This is a genomic window from Phenylobacterium sp. SCN 70-31, assembly GCF_001724605.1.
Classification (GTDB): Bacteria; Pseudomonadota; Alphaproteobacteria; order Caulobacterales; family Caulobacteraceae; genus Phenylobacterium.
On sequence record NZ_MEEX01000004.1, the window covers coordinates 42,650 to 62,810 of the forward strand.

The following is a 20,161-nucleotide window of genomic DNA, read 5'->3' on the forward strand; positions in this document are numbered from 1 at the left end:
AGTCACTGCTCGCTATCGCTTGGTGGACGTGAAAGCTGAAGCGTCTCAAGCAGACGAACCGAAATGGAGGCCGAGCCGCAAACACGGTCCAACTGTTCACTGGCATGTGTCGAATTCAGTGCCGCCGCCAGGGCTTCGACGCTTGCCGCCAGAGGGGTGGTGGGCACAAGGAGGATCACGTGATTTTCTGCGATGATTCCGCCGTGCTCCTCAACGAACGCCGCAGGAATCGGAGCCGCGGTGATTCGCCGCTTCTGCCCTCGCGAAGACGTCCGTTGAATCGCGACGCACCCGGTCCGCACGATGTATGGAGCCGCTTCAGGCGCATCTACCCAACCACTCTCCTTGTGTTCGAGGGCTCGGTCGAAATCGAACTTGCCTTCGGGCGAGATGGCCTTCGCCCAAACCAGCGGATATCGACCCGAGCCAGCCTCCGTGTGCAGTCGCTCGGGCTGGCGATTGGCGACCAGGTAGCCAATGGAGCCTCGATAACCCCAGTCCGCGAGCGTCGCACTCTGATCGAGTTCCTTGCCGGGAAGGCGCCAGGGTGCGCCGCCGGCGCCGATGATCGCATCTCCAAGGGCCTTGAACGCGCCGTCGGACTTCAAAAGGCCGCTGCTCGCCTTGCTCTCCGCTGACGTGGCCAAGGGACGTTGGCGACGCCGCAGCACGACGAAGCAGGCGTCCTGCGTTGCATCGAGGAACACATCGCTTCGCTTTTCGATCAGGTCGATCACTAGGACCTCCGCAAGCGAGGCCACTGTTGCGCGGAAGGTTTTGAATTCCGGCCCACCGAGGAACGAAGCGGGGATGACATAGCCGATCAAACCACGGGCCGGGACGTGGTCCAGGGCTCTGCGCAGGAACATCGCGTAGAGGTTCAGTCGACCGTTGGAGATGTCGAGGAACTCGTCCTGCCTTGCGGTCTCGATCGCACGCGGTAACCGCAGGTAGGGCGGGTTGCCGATCTCGTGGTCGATCTCCGTCGCCGCACCAACTGGCGCCGCCAAGCTGTCGCCCGTGGCTACGATCGTGAGCGAAGCGACCAGCGCCTCCGCGATACCGAACTCCTCGACGAGCATGCGCCGTAGAAGCGCGTTGGCGAGACTGGCCAGGTCGGCATCAATTTCACAGCCGCGCAGCTGGGCGGCCAAATCCGATACGATCACGTCGTCCGCGACACCTGACGCGCGCCAGACGCAGACCTTGCGCCGCGCCAGGGGGACGAGGAATGCGGCGCCGCCGGCTGCCGGATCACGCAGGCGGTGGGTGGCCAGGTCGAGGCCAAGATCCTGGAGCCTACCCAGCAGGTGATCCACCAAGTGGGGCGGGGTGAAATAGGCCCCCAAACGCTTTCGCCGCTCTCCCGGCATGAGCACGGCATAAACGCTAGCGATGGCGTGGTCCTTCCACGCGGGACTCAGCTTCCCAAGGGCTTCCACGACCGCCGGCGTTCCCTGGCCCGCGATCAAGGCGAGACACTGGCTGAGCGCGTCTGAAGCATTCGCTCGAGATCGGTATGCGGTCAGAATTGTCTTGATGAGAGGACCTGCATCCTCCGCCCGATCAACATGCCCCTTCGGAGGCTCCGGCCGAACCGCGACGATCTCTGAAGCGTGGAAGTCCTGGAGGCGCGCCATCATCGCGCCTCCTGCGATGATGCTGGCGCGGGGAACGCGGGCCGTCGACGATCCGCCGATACCCGTTCAGCAACGATCTCGACCGCCCGAACGACGCTCGCCACGACGCGGGCGGCCTTGCCGTCCACGAGGACGCCGAGCTCCATGGACCGCCGTTCGTAGCGGGTCATGTTCGCGCTGCCGACGTAGGCAAGGTCTTGGTCTGCCAGGATCACCTTGGCGTGAAACGTCTCGAAGCCCTTCGGTAATGGGAGGGTGTAGTTGCGGACGTCCACGCCCAGTCGAGCCAGTTCTTCGATGCGTTCGCTCGCCCTTGCCAAGGCGCCGCCGTAGCGCCGAACCACCAGAACCTTTTGGACGGCGCGCGTGCGCTGAAACAACGTGACCACGTAGTCCAGCCCGTCCTTGTTCAGAAACGGCGTCAGCACCGTGAGCGTGTTCACCGCGGCGTCCGCTATGCGAGCGAAAGCCTCATCAGATGAAACGAGACCGGCGTAGCTGAAGCCCGTTCTGGGAAGCGCCCGAACCACTCCGTTTGTCGACGCGGGGAAGGTCACGACCGTCGTAGCGCGGCCGTCGTGGGGCAAGGCGCTATACATCGCGGCCGCCCCGTCGAGAAAACCCGGAATGCCGCCAGGCATACGCTCGGGTCCACCGGTCCACCCCTGACCGATCGCGGTCACCCAGCCACGCCGCTCGAAGTCCGTCAGGACACGCAGGGCCGCACCAGCCGGCGCGCTTTCAAGCCGGACGGCATCGAGCATGCCGTTGGGGCTTGATTGCAGCAAGCGCGCGACCAGCGCCGCCGTTGAACAATCCGGGCCTAACGCCTCGACCAACGATCTCCCGAGCGCTTCGCCTATGGCTGCTGAAGTCGTCATGCCGGCCCTGCGCCTGCGCGGCGGGCCGCGACCTCATAGAATCCGAGCAGCGGCGTCCCGTTGTCGTCCCAGCGCGGCGCGCCGCGACCGATCAGGACGGAGCGGGAAAGGAGTTCATTTCGGGTGATGCAGGCGTTTTCCGGGATGAGGACGCAATCCGGGCATGCGCCACCGCGGTGGCTGCAGACACTCTCAGACCCGCACCTCAGGCTGACGGGATTGACCATTTGGTCGAGAACCTCGTTCCCAAACTGAGGATCGCCGCGGTCCCGCCACATCGAGGAAAGGTTGCCCAGGTCCATCGTCATACCCCGGCGATAGACCAGGAACGCCAGGTCGGGTGCGAAGATGTGCTCGCCGAAGGACCCCAGGTCGAGGCCGGACATGGAGGCGCTCACACCGATCAGGTGATGGGCCAGGGTATGCAGTAGCGTGTAGACGAAGGGATAGGCTTGGCGGGGGACGGCCCGTTCGCGACGGTACTCGTCAAGGAAGCGGGAAAAGCAAGATGCGGGGTCATGTTCTAGCCCCGCGAATTCTTCGATCAGGCGACCGCCGAGCCGTACCCCCGCCGGGGCCGGCGCCAGCTGCACGCCGTTCTCGGTGAGCCATTCAATGACGGCGTCCTCGTCCAACCGGACATAGAACCCTTCGTTCGATTGCAGCAGGCATAGGACCGGATGCCGGGCGTCGTCGCCAACCTGAACACGATCGAACAGCCTCAAGCGAACCGGCAACTCTCCATCGCCGGCCTTCTCCCGCTTGACGATCGGTGACGACGACGTCCGCGTGTAGCCGAAGGTGTACTCGCAGACCTTCACATCACGGATCAGACGCATCTCAGCGATGCCGAGAAAATCCAGACGCCGGCGGCTCTCGCGTCTCAGCTGGTCAAACTCGGGCTCTGTGAGGCCGTCTGGCCGCAGGAACGGATCGAGGATGGTGACATCGACCGAGACGTCCTTACCGTCGTGCATCTGGCCACCGTGCAGCTTCTCTTGGACCAGCGTCTCGTGGTCCACGCTCATTCGCAGCGGATCGAACCGGCGCACATAGTTCTGTCGCTCACGGCAGGCGGTGGCGATGCCCTGAGTCGCGGACTGGTGGCCTGCGAAGACCGAAGCGTTCCAGTCGTCCTCCCAGCGCGTCAGAACCGCGCGGGAGGCTTCGATCTGCTCTGCAGGGGTTACACCGCCGGCGACTAAGGTCTGCAGCAGATCACGCATCGCCGTGTAGTTCTGCCACTCGCCGCGGCGTCCGGCCGCCTCCAACAGGCGGGCCTTGTCGGTGTCGGAAAGGTGCGTCGGCGGGTAGCCGTAGCGCGTAGAAATGAAGCCCTCGAGCTGATTGACCTGGCTCGCGGCCAGCAAAGACACGAACTGGTCCTGGTCGAACACGAGCAGCCGGTCGCCATGGGGGTAGTAGGCCGCGGACGCGCGGTAGGACACCGGCTCCATGTTCATCTCGGCCACGATCGCCAGGTTCTGATCGAGTAACGGCCCCAGCAGCTCCAGGGTGCGCCGATCACGCTGGAGGATGGGACGCACCGTCCGGCAATTGACGCATTCGAAGTGCCACCCGGCGAGGGGGCCGGGCGGCCGGCGCAGATAGAATCGATCCGAGTCGCAGGCTCCGCAGCGGGTGATTTCCCGCACTTCGGCGCGGTTTGAGACCCAGTGCCGGTAGCTTGGCGACAGCGCCTCGACTTCACCCGACCAGTGGGCGAGGACCACGTCGATCTGCTCCCAGTCGTTGGCGCAGCCGGTGCGACCGGTCGGGCATGCCTGCGGAAACCGCTCCGCCTCCTCCGTCAGGCGATTTAGCCGCCGGCACTCGCGATGCAGTCCGCAGCGCGTACAGGTGAAGGCGAGCGGGAACGGCACGTAGCCAACCCGGTCTGGGATCTGGAACGCGAGATCGCCGATGCGCACGCGCACGGCATCGTCGCTGAGAACGCGAGCATCGACCGCCAGGGCGGCCGGCGTAGGGTGGCGCAGGTTTTGCCCCCGCATCGCCCGGCCTGCCCACGCCTCGAAATACTCCTGAATCTGCTCGCTAATCAGACGTTGCGTGATGGGGCGGAGCTCGGCCGTGGGGTTGCCTGTGAATGGCAAGGCCATGCAGGCGCCGGAGCCGCCTTCGAAGGTGAACAGGCTGTGCGGAGCGTAGGCAGTGGCGAGCTGGCTGCGCGAACGCTGCATGATGGGTGGTTTGGTCATCGTCAGGCCTCGCCATCCAATTCGCTCGCGGCGCCGCGGCGCCGGCGAGCGACACCGCGGTTGCGGACCATCGCCATCGCGTCGGAGACCTCTTCCCACGAGATCGTCTCATTCCGCGGCGTGCGCCCTGATGCCAGAATCTGACCCGCCGCATCGACGTCGCGTAGACTGGTCATGGGGCGTTGCATGCCGCTGAGCGGGTTGTTCCAAAAATCCCCGAGCCTTCCCACGAACTCGCCGCTGCCGACGCTGGCCTGAATGCGAGCCGCCGCCCCGCGCACGAGATCGCCGTAGTATTCGGGATTGGTGGGGCCGCCGATTTGCGCGCCGGTGCCGACCGCCGTGGCGACGAAACGGACACAGTCATCGAACTGATTCGGGTCCTTAAGCAGCCGGTCCATCGCCTCCACGGTGGTGGGAAGGGCGACGAGGCCCTTGTCGTCGTCGGCCGCCGCGACGAAACGCTCCTGGTGGCGGACCCCGGCGGCCCATGTCTGGACGAGCGAGGGAATGGTTCGCGCGATCGCCCGATCCGCCCAACGCTCAACCGCCGGGGGCGAGATCATGCGTTCCAGCAGCCGGTGGAATGACTCATGCACCTCGACCACGAAGCGGTCACGCCGGGTTTGCGGTGTCGGGATCAAAAGGGAGAAGCCGACGTGGGTCCGGCCGACCCGAGAGGAGGCCTGGATGTATTCGGCGATATCCGATGGCATGCCAGCGAAGGCCATCGCATTGAACACCTCCACATCGACGCCATGGGAAATGGCGGACGTCGCCACAATCCCGCGCAAGGCCCCGGCGATGTCGTCGGCCATGGGGTCAAAGGCCCTTTCCGCCGCGCGGATCACGCCCTGAATCCCACCGATGTCGACGCCTCCCGAAATCAAAGACATCTCGAAATTGGTCAGTTCGTAGTCCGGACCCATGGCGGCATGCGCCTCCCGGACCTCGCCTTCGAGCGCGGACAGGATCTGGTCACCGCCCTTTTTGTTGGTGACGTAGGTGAGCTCGATCCGGTGCAGGTCGACGAGCGCGGCCAAGCGATCGAACCGGCTGGCCGCGATTGCATCATCGACCGCGGCCCGACGCTGGTCGCCCCAACGCGACCGCAGGACGTTTTCCTGGATTTCCCGGGCGGCCCTCGCCGTGCGGACTGGATCGGCCGAGGCCAGGTCCCGCTGCCAGCGGGTGATTGTGGCGGCATGGGCGGCGAGGACCGAAAGAGTGGTGACCGTGTGCAGCCGGCCATTGGTCATCAGGGAGGCGTAGACCCTCCCCCACGGCGCGGCGGCCTCGCGCCCCCGCGCGGTCGCGCGTGCGGCCGCCCGCGAACGGTCCGCCTCGCCCCCGGGGATGAATTGGGCCATCTGGGTGTAGAAGCCCCCGTGCAAGGCGGGGCCGGGGTGGGGAAATTGAACGACGGCCTTCTGGTAGAGTGCGCGCGCATGTTTGGCCACGTCAGCCGCCGTCGCCGTTGCACCGATGACGTGCGGCAGCCGCGGCCGGTCTGGAGCGCCCGGGATTCGGCAGGCGCGGTTCCCCAACAACCTGGCGAGCCGTTCGAGCCACGCGAACAGCCCGGTTTCGAAGATGCCTCCGAAGGTCCCGAGACTTTCCTCGAGAAGGTGCATCTCATCCTGGACGATGAGACTGGGGAACGGGTCGAAGAACACTTCCGCGCCAGCCCGATAGGCCGGGGATACCCTGCCCCAACCGGCCGGCGGGGCGGCACCGGCCGGTTGGCCGCTCGGCATATGCAGTAGGCCGCCGACACCGCCTTCAACCCACCGGGCCATCCCAAACATCCCGGCGATCCGGTCGACGGTCGTCGTGCTCTGGCCGAGCAGCGCCAGCTTGTCGATCGTACCGAGCAGCACCGATGGCGCCCGCCGATAAATGTCCGTGTCTGCAAGCAGGAACGGCAACGGCTCGGGCGCTTCCGACCGGTGCGCCCGGTTCCAGTCGCATCGATCGTTCAGGCAAACGATCCCGAGACGGTTGTGCCGTTCAGGAAAGAGTCGCAACGCCGTCCCGCGCCCGGACCGGCAGAAGGGGCACTCCGGCAGCTTGTTCCAGGCCTCGCGGGCTGCGGCGTACTCCCTATCGACGCGCTCCTGGCTCGCTAGCAGGGCGCCCTCGTCGGCTGCTCGCGGATCACTCCAGGCTGGGACGCACCTCAGGGATTCTTCCACGACCCCCGGGCGGGCTTCCGTGGAATTGGGCGTATTGCTCCCTCCGACCCAGAAACCGATCTCGAAGGGACTTCCACCCACCCCTTCGGATCGGCGGACCATCTCGGCGCGGGCAAGAAGCCTGGCGAGACGCTGGGCTTGTTGGACCGTCAGGAGCCGCAACGGATAGTGCATCATCGCGGTCACGCCGCGATGCTTACCGCGAAGGCGGTCCAAAAAGAGCGCGTAGACGAGGATGCCGAAGAACGCCTCTGTCTTACCGCCCCCAGTCGACATGTAGAGCAGGCTGACGGCGTCCTCGTCGAAACCCGCCTCGAAGCGGTCGGAATACTCGGGCAGCCTCGAGGCGAGCGTCGGAATGTGGGCCAACACGAACGCGAGCTGGAAGAGACGCCAGCCAGGCGGCGGCTCACCCTCCCGCGGCGGATTTGCCGCGTCGAAGGTCTGGTTCAGAAGAATCCAGGCCCGATAGGGTGCGGCGCGCGCATCGGTCGGCGCCTGCGACCAGGCTGCGCGCGCCTCAACGAGCACATCGATGCCCCGGTTGATCCGCGACGATTCTCGCGTCCAGGCCGCCAGGTCGTCCTGAAAGCGGGCGGATTGGCTCACTTCGTCGGCGGCGGTGCCCTCTTCGCCGGGCCCCGACAGTTCCGTCGTTGTCCGAACCCGTTCTATCCATGCGTCCATCGCCCGCGGGAGGGCCTGTAGGTCGCTGACCTCGCGCGCCGTTTCGCCGAGCACGCCGTATGCTGTCGGGACCGCACTGATTTCCGTCGCACGCATTCTCGGCAGCACGTACCGCGGCATCCACGTTGTGCGGAGGATTCGAGTCCCATCGCTCAGTCCGAGATCCTCGATGCCGCCGTTCACCCCGATACCCGGCATCGTCATGAAGCCCGCGAGGTGATAGCTGCGCCGCACACGCTCCAGGCGCATTGGTCCCAGCGCCGGTTCGGGCAGGCGCACGAGCAGCGCGACATTGAACAGGCCGCATTCGAGATCGCTGTCGCTCTCGCGCAGGTTTTCCAGGGCGATCCTGACGGAGTGTTCGCCGGGATGGATCGGATCGCCGAGCGCCTGGACCAGCACTTGCGCATCGAAAGTCGGCACGAGGTCGGCGGGATTTGGCGGGGACTGCCGCGCTTGGGCGACGAAGGCGTCCCAACGGTCAGGACTCCAGAACGCCTCCGACGGCGGATAGACCCGACGCCACGCCTGTTCCTGGCCCTCGGGGCTGGCGATCCAAGCGGCATAGGTCGCGCCGATCACAGCGAGCAGGGCGGCCTTGTGCGTTGCCGAGGCGGCCGCCCACCCTGCCGGATCGCAGGGGAGCGGGAGTTCAAGGACAGGCGCGGCGACCGGCAGCCTGATCCACTTCTGCGGAATGTCGTATCGGCGCGAATGATGCGAGGGGATCTGCAGTCGGCCGTTCAGCACGGGTGACGGCTCGATGTCCGCCCCTGCCGCGTCAGCATCGCGCTCGTCGCCAGCGGGCAATTGCGCACCCTGCGGAACGCCCACCCCCATGGCGATGTAGACATCTCGAGTGATCTGCGCGCGCCAAGCCGCCCGCCCGCGCGGCGAGGTATCGGTCGGCGGATCGGCCGCCGCCCACCGATTGACCTCGTCCCGAATGTGCTGCCGGGCGGCGTCGTTGAAATCGGCCATGGGGATCAGCCGGCCGCGGCGGGCGAAGAGCTCTTCTGAGGTTGGGATCGCTCGGACATAGACTGAGAGGTGCGGGTGCACCGAGAGGACTCCCGGGGCTTGACGAATTCGCACGTCCATCCCGTGCGCTGCGATCCGTATGTCGCTCGCCTCATCGTCACCATCTTCGTTCAAGCGCGGCAGGATGAACCCGCTGGAGAGCGCCCGAGAGGGCTTCTGACCCAAGACTACGGCGCCGTGTTCGCCGTCGCCGCTGACAACGTTTCTCGTGCGCTCCAGGATGGCGTCGCAGACCGCCTCCTTGAGGAGCTGCCGCTCATCGGCGTTCAGTCCATCGAGCGCCCTTGGATCAGCCATTGCGTTCTCCCCGAACGGTTTCGACGCCAGTTACCTCGTCTACGGCGTCGAGCACCGATTGCCAGAGCCCCGGCATGGAAGCCCAGGCCGACCCGCCGATCGCGGCGCTCTCGGGATCGCGGACGAACTGCACGACCCGCTGGTTGAAGAAGTAGCCCTCCTGCGCCCGGTACGACCGCGCCGGCACGACCGCGGCCCGCCAGTAGAGGTCCGCTACGGGTGTGGCGACGCCCGCCGCGGACATGAAGGTCCGGAAGCGGGCCCAGTCGCGGGCTGCGCGCGGCTGCTTGACGCCATCCGGCCCTCCCGACGCTTGGCCAGCGGTGAGCCAGCGGCTGATGTTCGGGATCTCGCTCGCGTTGATCGTCGGGTCGATGGCGCGCATCGCCGCGAGCATGTGCCGGGCTTTGTCGACGACCGACCCGCCGGGCGTTTCGGCGAAAATCCTGTTGATGTGATCGTGGTAGAGTTGGAGTTGCGACAAGGCTTCGCGCGAGCCGGCGAGCGCACGGCGTATGGGTTCGCGAACTTCGGCGTTCAAGACGAGAAGACGATCGCCCTTCTTGACCTCACGGGCCTGCACCTTCTCGAACGGGCGAAGCTCACCGGGCGACGAGAGAAGCACGTCACTCGTGGGCCGGTAGGCGAGGCGATGGCCGCGCTGGGTCCGAAGCTGGATAATGTCGCCGCGATAGCGCTCGCCGGCCTGGGTGAAGTCGATTTCCCCTTCCGGCAGGGTCGCTGCGATGCGGAACTCGGCCTCGGCGAGGTCGAGCCGCTCATTGGCGCCGCCGCGGGCGAGCGCGGTCCCGAGCGCCTGGGCGCGGGCGGCCATCGGCGCGAACGCGGCGATTTGGCCGATGGGTGCGGCCTCCGCGACGACCAGGGCGCTCCCTGCCGCATCGCCCAGCAGCAGAACGCGGCTCGGACAGGTGGCGACCGACAATAGCGTTCGGATGGCATGTGGCGTCGGGCTCACAACGATCAGACGCTCGTAGCTTCTGTCCTGAAGCTCTTGCCTCAGGCCGCCGTGGTCGGTGACGGCTCCGTCGTAGCCAACCGCCCGATCGGACCCGAGGTAGGCCTCCATCACCCGCCGGTCGCCAACCGCCATGAGCGTGGTGCGCCGGTTCCAATCAGCGTCCTGCAGAACCGATGCGAGCTTGGCCGAGACGGGGGTTTCATCGGACCAGGCCGCTACCTTGGCTTCCACCGCGGCGGCGAGGCGGGCTGCGACCTGGCCAAATTCCGGGACCGTATCCTTGATCGCGGCGAGCGCGGCCAAGGCCATCTTGGGCCTAAACAGGCTGCGCGCGCTGACGTCCACTTCGTCGTCGGCGTCATAGAGAATGTCGCTGATCGCCCGGGCTTCCTCCAAACCGATCGGAAGACTGGCCGATCGCCGGAGCAGCGCGAGCGCCTGCGAAACGCCCTCCGCCGCCTTCTGATGACCGGCCTCACGCAGGGTGCGCCCCAGCGAAACGAGATCCTCTCTGAGCGGCGCAAGGGACGCGTCCTTGATGTCGGCGTCGAACTGGACCGGCGGGTGAACGACTCCCAGGTCTATGGCGGCGGCAAATGGCGACGGGTCCGGCAGATAGGCGCCGGTCTCGATGGCGCGCCGTCGCCGCGGCTGCTGGGCCGCGGCATGAACTCTGAGGACCTTGGCTGCCCGCCGCATGGCGAAGACGTCTTCGACGAGGACGATGACGGGGGGCCGCCGCCCAGGGACGGTTGCCAGCGCGTCGAGGAGGACCGCGAGTCGACGATCCCAGTCGTCCGAGAGCTCAGAGCGTCCATTCCGCGTGGCGTCGACCAACACGCCGTCAAGCCCTATCTCCGAAAATCGCTTGGCCGCGAAGTAGCGGCCGAGCCGGTCAGCCCGGTTTTCCGCGGGCAAGCCGAACAGCCCAAATGGCGCGCACATTGGATCCCCTATGGCCGCCACGTGATCGGTAAGACCCGCATTTTCATCTCGCATGTGCGTGTAGGCTCGCACGCGCCGAAGAACCTGCGTAGGGTCTGGCAGATACGGAAGGCCGGTGCCCGCCATGGGTGCGAAGACCGAAGTCGTTTCGAGCAGCGTAGGGCTGCGGACGAGGATCGACTTGGCAGAGCCGCCGCCGGTCGGCGGCTTCAGGTCCATGAGTCGCAAGTCCAGAAGGCACTGGGACTCATGGGCCAGCGAAGGCAGGGCCCATGCCTGTGTGCCACGCATCTCCGTGGCAATCCTCGCCGCGGCTTGATGAACATCGCCGGGATGCACGAGGATCGATCGAGCGGCGAAGCTCGCGCCGGCACGCCAGGGCCAGAACCCGAGCGTCGCGTGCGCCAATCGTCCCGTCGCACGCCCCTCCCGCAGGGCAAGCGCCGCCGCAGCGAAGCCGTTTACCGGCGTGAAGGGCCATGCCAGTAAGACACGATCCTGGCCGTCTGCGACTGCGTCCAGTATGGCGGTCGGGACAAGGCGTCCTTGGCCAGGTGCCTTCCAGGCTGTGGGCTCGGCGGACGTTGTGTAGCGCTGCGCCGTAGGAGTACTCACGCCGGGCCGATCAAGCGCGCCGTCAGAGCTGGAGTTTACGCGTGCAGCCAGGAGCGCGTGGACGCGCTTCATCCTGTCCTGAGCACCTTCTCTGTTGTCGCGAAATCGGCCACGCTGATCCCAGTCGCGACCCCCACCTGCGCGCTTACTCACCCCAGTGCCCCGAATAATCGAGAGTGCTAGCCCAGCCCCGGTGCCATGTTAGCGTGCATTTGCCGGAACGACAGGGCGTTCAGTCGGTGCGACATCGCTCCGGTCCTCGGCGAGGTGCCAAAACCCAATTGCGAACTGTGAAAGTCGGCGCGCCAACTGTTTAGCCGTCGGCCCCATCCAAGACGTCGAAGACGCCCATGTCACCAAAGACGGCTGTTGCGGCGAGCGCTGGGCGCTCGCCGCGCACCGCTCAGGCCTCGATCGTCACGGCCTGGCGGGCGTGCAGGAAGTCGGCCGCGCGCTGCGCGTGAGCAGCGGCGGTGAAGATGAACCGCCGGTCCTCCTTCAGCACCTTCAGCCAGCTGTCGATGTAGCTGGCGTGGTCGGGTCGGGGCTCAAGCTCCAGTCCCAGGTCGGCGCAGAGGAACGCAGCGCCGAGTTCGGCGACCAGTTCCTCGCGGGCATAGCCGTCGTCGCCCCAACGCTTGCGGCCGAAGTCACGGTCGAGCCGGGTCGCGTGCCGGGTCCAGTGGGTGCATTCGTGGGCTAGGGTCGCGTAGTAGGCCTCCGGGTCCTCGAAGCACTCGAACGGCGGCATCTGCACGTAGTCGGGTTGCAGGGCGTAGTAGGCCTGATTCCCGCCGTGGCGGATGTCGGCGCCGGTCGCCGCAAAGAAGGCGTCGGCGTGGTCGATCCGCTGGGCGGGGTCGAGCCGAGGCTCGCTCACCGCATAGAAGTGGGCAGGAAGACCTTCGACCTGATCGACATTGAACACGGTGTAGGCCTTCAGGAACGGGATCGAGCGTTCGACATCCTCGCCGCCGTCGCCGGCTTCGGTGCGGGTGATCCGGTTGGCGTAGACCACGGTCGAGCCGTGCTCGCCTTTGCGGACGTGGCCGCCGAGCGCCAGCGCCTGGCGGAAGGTGATCCAGATGGGCGCCGTGAAGCCGCGGGCGACCGATTCTGCCCAGAGCAGGATGACATTGATGCCGCTGTAGGGCTCACCGGTGGAGCGTAGCGGTCGGCTGATCCTCCCAGCCAGATGCTCGGCGGACCAGGGCTTGGTCCAGGGGCGCACACCGTTTTCGAGGTCGGCGACGATGGCGTTGGTGACCCGGCTGTAGACGTCCGGGCGCGAGGTCTCGTGAGGGCGCGTCATGGCGGCCTCCTGTGATGTGGGTTCTGGGGAAGCGGCGCCCCGCCCGGTTCGGCGGGGCGCTCTGCGGGAAGGTCAGTCGGCCTGGCGGCTGCGCGACCAGATCAGGCTGTAGCCCTCGTCGGCGTCGACCAGGCTGGCGTAGATCGGAGCGTGGAAGCTCGGGTCGTCCAGCTTGACCGAGAGGTAGGCCCGGTCCTCCTTGGAGGTCTTCATCCAGGCGGCGCCGAATTCGGTCTGGCCGGAGAAGATGCGGAAGTCGGGCGCCTGGTCGTTGGTCTTCTCGACCTTGCGGAAGGTGGCCTTCTTGACGTCGAGCGTCAGGGTCTTGATCGCGCCGTTGTAGTTGCTGGCGTCGTCCTTGGTGAAGGTGCCGATGGTCGCCATGGTGAAGTCTCCTGGTTGCTCGGACCGCGCCCATCGCGGCCTCGATGGCGATTTCCAGGACGAGGGGCGCTGAGCGCCGCAGCCGTCAGGCCCGCAGCGCAGCGGAGGACGCCGGCGACGACTTGTTTGCCGCGCGAGGAATTCGGCGCAGCCGAAGGGGAAAGAAGTCGAAGAGCCGGCGTTGCGGCGATCAGCGGGGGCGGAACGGCCCGCACCCCTCGGTCCTATCAGGCCAGAGAGGCGGCATGGGTCGGTGCGGAGGCAGGACGATTGGCCTGGCGACCGAGATCACCCCCAGCAGCGCCGCCGGTCACGGCGAACCTAAAGGAAGGGCCGCCCGCCTCATCGGCGAACGGCCCCGAGTCAGAGAGATGGAGGCCGCGATCAGCGGCCTGCCGTCAGGCGGCTTCTTCGGTCAGTTCCGGCGCCTCGGCGTCGCATTGAGCCTCCACCGGGACCGGCGCCCGAAGCAGGCTGGGCAACCAGCCCTTTCCAGCCAGCAAGGCCTCGGCCTCAGACGCCATATCGGGCTTCTTAAGGCTGCCGATCCGCTCGGCCGCCTCATCCGACACCGCCTCCCGCACCGCCTCGCCGATCCTGGCCTTGGTGACGCGGCCCAAGTAACTCGCCACGGTCGGCGTCCAGTACCCCGTCATGTCGAGGTCCACCGCCTGGGCCAAGAGGTCGGCATGCGCCCACGCTCCGGGCTTGCGATCGAAGGGCGCGCGCACCGCATTGACGGTCAGGCTGGCGCTGTGGGCGAGGAGGTCCAGCAGGTCCGTGGCCGCGAGCCCCTGCACGAAGCCCCAGAGGTCAGCCGCCGCCTTGGGCAGACGCACCGCCCAGCGCTCATGGCGCTCAGCGATGCTGCGACCGGCGCGGGTGTCGTCGATGCCCGGCGCATGGCCGTCGAGGTAGGCCGATGCGCCCTTGATCTCCAGGCAGGAGGGACGCTCGTAGGCTGGGTAGAAGGCGAACAGAGCCAAGCTGTGAACCACCGCCGACAGGGCGACGGTCGGGCTGGTCCCCAAGGCGTCGCGCAGTGCCAGGGTGCGGTGGGCCGTGAGGTCCAGGACCAGCCGCTCCGACAAAGGGGCGCTCGCGTCCTCATCGGCCTCGTCGGCGCCAACCGCCTCCTCCGGGGCGCCGTCCGCAACCGCCGCCGACCCGCCCGCGTCTTCGCCCTCGGGCTCCGGTTCGGGGGCCGGGACGTCTTCAAGGCGGATCAGGCCGCGTTCGATGCGGGCCACCCCGTCCTGGCCGAGGATCACAAACACCCCGCCGCGCGCGATCTCATCGGAGTCGAACGCCGTCCCGTCGCCGAAGGCCTCCAGAGCCACGTCGATCTCGGCGAACCGCGCTTCAATCTCGGGCGGCAGGTCCTCGACCGCGTCCCACTCGCTGACCAGGACGTCGTATTCCTCGGACAGCGCCGCCATCCGCGCCGCCTCGTCCTCCGGGCGCTCGACCGGATGCGGATAGACGCGGGCGAGGCCCAAGGCGCGGGGGTAATCGATGTGGGCCTCGGCCCACTTCCACCCTTCCTTTTGCCGCACATCCTCGGCGATCCCGGCCAGCTTTTCGGCGGCCAGCCGGTCCAGCAGGCCCGCGTCTTCGAACCAGCCGCCGCCGTCCTCGGTGAAGAGGTCGCGCAGGATGGTCCCGCCCGCCTCGCCATAGGCCTCGGCGCCGACGAACACCGCCCGCCGATCCGTGGCGGCGACCTTGGCCTCGGTCATGGTGCGGCGGATCAGGTAGGGCGGGCGATCCGGCCCCAGCTGCTCAAGCACCTGTTCCTGCCGGACGTGATCGTCGCTGACCGCATAGGCCATCATCTGGTCGAGCGTCAGGTCGCCCGCGCGGTAGCGCGCCATCAGCACGGGGCTGACGGCGCCCAGGCGGAGCCGCTGCCGCACCACCTGCGCCGACACCCCGAACCGGGCGCCGATCTCCTCGGCGCTGAGGCCGCGCCGCTCGGACTGTTCGCGGAAGGCCTCGAACTCGTCGGCGGGATGCATGCGCGAGCGGGTGACGTTTTCGTCCAGGCTGATCTCGTGCGGGTCGTTGGTGAGGTCCACGACGCACCGCACGGCTTCCGTCTTCTTGATCACCTTGCGCTTGGCCAGCAGCAGCAGGGCCAAGCGGCGGCCCTCACCGATGGTCGTCAGATAGAAGCCGGTTGCCCCGGCCTCGTCCGTCTCCGGCTCCACCACCGGGGCCTGAAGGACGCCCTTCACCGCGATGCTGGCGGCCAAGGCTTCGATGTCCGCCTCCGCATGGGGCGTGCGCCGCGCATTGCGCGGTGACTTCTTCAGCTTGTTGAGTGGGATGTCCACGATGTCGAAGCTCTCGTGGAGGGCTTGGGGGTGTTCAGTCATGGTCTAGCTCCTTGGGGCTTGGGTGCAGGCGCAAGGCGCGCCTGCAGCCCTGCCCGTCGGCGAGACCGGGGGTGCAAACGGAGGGGCGGCTTCGCGGGGAACCGGCTGCAGGGCGCAAGGCCCTGCGAACTTGCCGGCCCTGCCCAGCCCGAAGCTGGGCGGAAGCCGATCCGAAGTGCGCCGGGGGCGGAGCCCCAAGCCACGCGGCGCAACGCGCCGCCGCCAAAATGAAGGCTGCAAGGAGCCTGCGCGCCGAATGGCGCTGCAGGGCGGGAAGCGCCGTCGAGCGGCCGGCGGCGCCGAAGGCGCCCGGAGGGGCGGACCCGTAGGAGCCGCGGAACGCGGCGGGACCGAGCACGCCCGACGGCCGCTCTCTATATAGGGGGGCGTTGCGGGGACCTCCCCGCTCGAAGGGGTCGGGCGAGACCTGAGGCTCGACCGCAGGGGAAGGCTTTCCCCAACCCAATATCCTGTTCAGTCCCTTTAGTGTTTCGGCTGCTGAGGCAGCATCGCCGCAACGGTCTCGGACCACAGCGCCAGAATCTCGGCCTGCTCGGCGTCATCCTCGGCCACGGTGTCGGCGAAGACCTTCAATAAGCGTGCGAACTCATCGGTCGTGGTGACGCCGGACGCCTGAAGCACACTGGCGACCAAGGCCACCATCTTGCCGTGCGCGCTGACGAGGTCCCGATCCATCGCCCTATCCCTTGGGGGGATCAATCGCGGGGACGGCGTCCGCTACGCAGGGGTTGCGGCTTGTCGGCGTCAGGCCCGGGTTCCGCCAGGAGGGCTGCGACCGGCACGTCGAGCGCCTCGGCCAGGCGGTCGAGCAGGTCGACGGAGGTATTGCCCTGTTCCCGTTCAAGTTCGCTCACCCAGGCTCGGTCGACTCCAGCATCAGCCGCCAGCCGCTCCTGTGAGAGCGCCTTGGCGGTGCGTAACGCCCGCAGATTCCAAGCCAGAAGCGCCCGTCCCTTCATGGAAGAACGGGGACACTTCTGTCGTCGATGAAACCACGGTCTGTAGACTACATAATAGGAATGGCGGCGCGCCCTCAAGCCTACTTCATGATGGCCGCCAGGACTTTCCCGGCGCTAGCGGCTGCGCTGCCGTTCTCTAGAGCGAAGGGAGTCTTGCTGGGCTTGGGGCCGGGCGACTTCGACCGGCTGCACCCGCGCACCGCGCTCCAGCCAGGACGCCAGCCGCTCGCGCGCGGCTGTCAGAATTCGATCCTGCGCCGGCCGGTCGCCGACCCGCGCCCGCACGACGGCTTCGACGATCCGCATGTTGGTGCGTCCGGCAGCGGCATCGCGCGGCTCGCGGTCTGCGCGTTCCGGCCGCGCCTCGGCGGCGCGCGCCGCTTTGCGGGCCAGGGCCGCCTGGCGGCGTTCAAGCTCCTGGCGGTCGCGCTCGGTCGGCTGGTAGCCCCGCACCTCCAAGCCAAGGGCGCGAGCGGTCAGCCACGCCTCGCGCCGGAAGTCCTTGTCGCCATGCACCACAACGGCGGTCCACCCCCGGTGCTGGGCGACCGCCGCCATGTCGCGAATGGCGGTGGGGTCGGAGCGGGCGGCTACCAGACGCCCGCCAAGATCGCGGAAAGCCGCGGCCTGAACACGGGCGTCAGCGTAGAAGCCGAGGCCAGGTCCGCCACGCTCGTCGGTGTAGTAGCGCCGCTGCAGCAACTCCGGCACGTCGCCTTTGCGGGTCGAGCGCCCGCGGCCTTCGCTGTCGATCTGATTGCGGTTGATCTCATCGGGCATGGTCGGCGTCCTGTCGTGTCACGGAAGCGTCGATGAAGCGCTCCATCCAGCCTTCGACCTCGGCGTCGCTCGCGCCTTCCGGCGGCAGGGCTTCCAGCCCCGCCGCTTCCAACGCGGGGATCACCAGCTCCAGGCTGAGGGCGTCAGGCTGCGGCGCAGCGCCCGCCACTGGCGTGGCCGGGCAGGCCGCCGCCGTCGCAATCATGGGGTGCGCCACCACGGTCGGAGGCGCCGCGACCCGCTGCATGAACGCCTTCTCACGCCAGTATTGGATCTTGCGGCCCCGGACCGGCGGCATGCCGGCCCGCAGCAGGATGAGCTGGCCCGGATCCATCTGGATCAGTTCCTGCGGCATCATCAATGCGCGGCGCTGATCGGACTCCGTGGTGCTGCGCCGCCCGCCCGATAGCAGCGTCGGCCGGCTGTGGGACCGGCTCGAATAGGTCCAGAAGCCCAGGCGTTCGGAGAGGTCCTGGGCGACCTTTAGCTCCTTGGGCGCAAAGGCGATCTCGAGACCACAGTTGGCCATGATCTCCTCGGCGAGATCGGGACCGTATTCGGCTCGTAGCTGGGCCGGGCTTTGCAGGACCGGGAGCAAACGCAGGCCGTAGCCGGCCACATAGGAGAAGCCGTGCGCGATGACGGCGGCGTGCCCCAGGCGGGCGAATTCATCCATCACCATGAGCACCTGGACCGCATGCCGGTCTCCGGTCGGCCGCTCGCGGGTGTTCAGGTCGACCAGTTGCTGCAGCAGCAGATTGTAGAGCGGCGCCACCCGCGCCAGGTTGTCCGGCGAGACGCCGAGGTAGAGTGACATCCGGCGCTCGCGAAGGTCGCGCAGGTCGAAGTCGCTGGCGTCCGTCGCCGCGCAGACCCGTGGGTTCAGCCAAAGGTTCATGCGCGCCGTGATCGTCTGCTTGATCGAGGCGAAGGTGTTTTCCGAGGCCGAACAGAAGTCCGATAGGGCGCTGACGCAGCCATAGGACAGGGGCTTGCCAGCCGAGGCCCGAGCCTCAACCTGCGTCGGCAGACGCGTGCGCGGATCGCCATGGGTCAGTTCGCGATAGATGGCGCCGAGGCTGAACGGCAGCTCCGGCGTTTCGGCGACATAGGCACCGACGCCGATCAGCCCGGTTCGCGCCGCCTCGGCCCAGAACGGGTCGCCGTGCTGGGGCGGCGGAAACAGCATGACCGCCAGCTTCTGCAACTCGTCGAGCACCGCGATGGAGTCGGTGCGGTCGATGTGGCCCAGCGGATTGAACCGCGCCGTCCGGCCCTCGGGGTCGAGCGGGTCGAACAGCACCACCTCCTGGCCGTGGGCGGCGCGGAAGCCGGCGCTGGCCTCCCAGTTCTCACGTTTGACGTCGAGCACCACGACGGAGTCAGGCCAGGTCAGTAGGTTCGGGATCACCACCCCCACGCCCTTGCCGCTGCGGGTCGGGGCGTGAAGCATGACGTGCTCGGAGCCGCCGAAGATCAGCAGGCGGCCGCCTGCGCGGCCCAAGACGATGCCTTGGCGGGATCGAAGGCCGGCACCGACCAACTCGGCCTCGCTCGCCCAGCGCGCGGCACCGTGCAGCGGCGGCCGAAGATTTCGGACTACGCCGACAACGATGATGCCGGCGCCGCCAAAGGCCGACATCACACCGACGCCGAGCCATTTGCGGACCTGAGGATCGTCGCGGAAGTACCAGAACCAGGCCGGGACCTGGATCGGGTCAATGTCGGGCGATAGCCGCTTGAGACCTATGAGGGCGATGACCGCCGCGAGCCCGCCCAGCAGGCCGACGGCGGCCGTCGCCAGCGTGCCGAGATAGGCGGCCCTAAGCGGCCAGGGCGCGCTTGCGAAGCGGGTCATACCAGACCTCCGTCATGCGGAAGCGGCCGTCGACGCGGCGCAACTGCACCACGATGTCGACCAGCATGTGAAGAAGTGAGCGGATGTCGTCGCGGGCCAGGTCACGGCCGCCCTCGGACTCCTTCACCAGCAAGGTGAGTTGCTCGAAGGCCAGGGTCGCGCTGTCGGCGTGAATGGTGGTGATCGAACCGGGATGGCCGGTGTTGACGTTGCGCAGGTAGAAGAAGGCCGTCCCATCACGGAGCTCCTGCAACAGGATGCGGTCCGGCCGCATGCGCAAGGCGCTCTCCAGCAGTTGCTTGGCGCCGACCTTCGCCAGGCCCTGGCCATCCTTGGCGTAGAGCAGGTGGACGGCGTTGCGATGGGGGACGGTGAGTTCCCGGGCGTCCTCGATGGTCAGCAGCCGTTCGCCATCGGGGATCAACTTCACGAGGCCCTTGGCGAAAGTGGTCTTCCCCGAACCCGTGGCGCCGGAGATCAGCACGTTGCGCCGGCTCTGTACTGCGAGCCGGAAGAAGTCCGGCCAGTCGCGGGCGTCGCGTAGGGCCAGCAGCCGCGTTTCGTCCGCTGACAGATCGTTGGTGGCCAGCGCCACGTCATCGAACAGGCCGCCGCGCGCGAAGGCGTCAAGGTCGAGCGTCGCTTCCGAGGGCTTTCTAAGGGTGAGCGACAGGCGCTCAGCGGCCGGAGGAATGACGATCTGGCAGCGCTCACCCCCCGGCAGCACGGTCGAACATATCGGCGTTTCGGGGGTCACGTCCTGGGCGGTGAAAGCCGCGGCGGCCTTGGCCAGGGTCGATAGCCAGGTCTCCGTCAGGTCCGGCGCCGGGCGCCATTCCCATCCGCCTTCGCGCTCGATCCCCAGTTCACCAGGACGGTTGACGACCACCTCGGTGACGCCCGCCGGCTCGAGGCAGGCCTGGAGCGGCTTCAGGTAGTGCTGCAGGACGGCGGTGTCGGGGGTCAT

Annotated in this window: 13 protein-coding genes; all 13 read right to left on the bottom strand. The window is 67.5% G+C overall.

Annotation, left to right across the window (positions count from 1 at the left end):
* Nucleotides 1-2 precede the first annotated feature (2 nt).
* Nucleotides 3-1,643, bottom strand: a complete 1,641-nt coding sequence (locus ABS78_RS02545) for an Eco57I restriction-modification methylase domain-containing protein (protein ID WP_293374578.1) — start codon at nt 1,641-1,643, stop codon at nt 3-5.
* A complete protein-coding gene (locus ABS78_RS02550; RefSeq protein WP_293374579.1) occupies nt 1,640-2,521 on the bottom strand; it encodes a phospholipase D-like domain-containing protein in 882 nt (293 codons plus the stop codon). Before ABS78_RS02550 ends, ABS78_RS02545 begins: the two co-directional genes overlap by 4 nt.
* Nucleotides 2,518-4,740: a hypothetical protein gene (locus tag ABS78_RS02555; RefSeq protein ID WP_293374580.1), complete on the bottom strand. Its 2,223-nt coding sequence runs from the start codon at nt 4,738-4,740 to the stop codon at nt 2,518-2,520. Before ABS78_RS02555 ends, ABS78_RS02550 begins: the two co-directional genes overlap by 4 nt.
* 2 nt (nt 4,741-4,742) lie before the next feature.
* On the bottom strand, nt 4,743-8,960 hold the full coding sequence (locus tag ABS78_RS02560; RefSeq protein WP_293374581.1) for a DEAD/DEAH box helicase family protein: 4,218 nt from the start codon (nt 8,958-8,960) through the stop codon (nt 4,743-4,745).
* Nucleotides 8,953-11,295 (bottom strand): hypothetical protein, encoded by a 2,343-nt coding sequence (locus ABS78_RS02565; protein ID WP_293374582.1) that lies wholly within the window; start codon nt 11,293-11,295, stop codon nt 8,953-8,955. The genes ABS78_RS02560 and ABS78_RS02565 overlap by 8 nt, the downstream gene beginning before the upstream one ends.
* 610 nt (nt 11,296-11,905) lie before the next feature.
* On the bottom strand, nt 11,906-12,814 hold the full coding sequence (locus ABS78_RS02570) for a zincin-like metallopeptidase domain-containing protein (protein WP_293374583.1): 909 nt from the start codon (nt 12,812-12,814) through the stop codon (nt 11,906-11,908).
* A 72-nt stretch (nt 12,815-12,886) separates the two neighbouring features.
* A complete protein-coding gene (locus ABS78_RS02575) occupies nt 12,887-13,198 on the bottom strand; it encodes a DUF736 domain-containing protein (protein WP_293374584.1) in 312 nt (103 codons plus the stop codon).
* Nucleotides 13,199-13,596: 398 nt separating this feature from the next.
* Nucleotides 13,597-15,576 carry a ParB N-terminal domain-containing protein gene (locus tag ABS78_RS02580; RefSeq protein ID WP_293374585.1) on the bottom strand — a complete coding sequence of 660 codons (1,980 nt, stop codon included), beginning with the start codon at nt 15,574-15,576 and terminating at the stop codon, nt 13,597-13,599.
* A 483-nt stretch (nt 15,577-16,059) separates the two neighbouring features.
* On the bottom strand, nt 16,060-16,272 hold the full coding sequence (locus tag ABS78_RS02585; protein ID WP_293374586.1) for a hypothetical protein: 213 nt from the start codon (nt 16,270-16,272) through the stop codon (nt 16,060-16,062).
* A 20-nt stretch (nt 16,273-16,292) separates the two neighbouring features.
* A complete protein-coding gene (locus tag ABS78_RS02590) occupies nt 16,293-16,556 on the bottom strand; it encodes a helix-turn-helix transcriptional regulator (protein WP_293374587.1) in 264 nt (87 codons plus the stop codon).
* Between the two features lie 114 nt (nt 16,557-16,670).
* Nucleotides 16,671-17,336, bottom strand: coding sequence for an LPD7 domain-containing protein (locus ABS78_RS02595; RefSeq protein WP_293374588.1), 666 nt, complete (start codon nt 17,334-17,336; stop codon nt 16,671-16,673).
* Nucleotides 17,326-19,194 carry a type IV secretory system conjugative DNA transfer family protein gene (locus tag ABS78_RS02600; RefSeq protein ID WP_293374590.1) on the bottom strand — a complete coding sequence of 623 codons (1,869 nt, stop codon included), beginning with the start codon at nt 19,192-19,194 and terminating at the stop codon, nt 17,326-17,328. Before ABS78_RS02600 ends, ABS78_RS02595 begins: the two co-directional genes overlap by 11 nt.
* Nucleotides 19,160-20,161: a P-type DNA transfer ATPase VirB11 gene (gene virB11 / locus ABS78_RS02605; RefSeq protein WP_293374591.1), complete on the bottom strand. Its 1,002-nt coding sequence runs from the start codon at nt 20,159-20,161 to the stop codon at nt 19,160-19,162. Before virB11 ends, ABS78_RS02600 begins: the two co-directional genes overlap by 35 nt.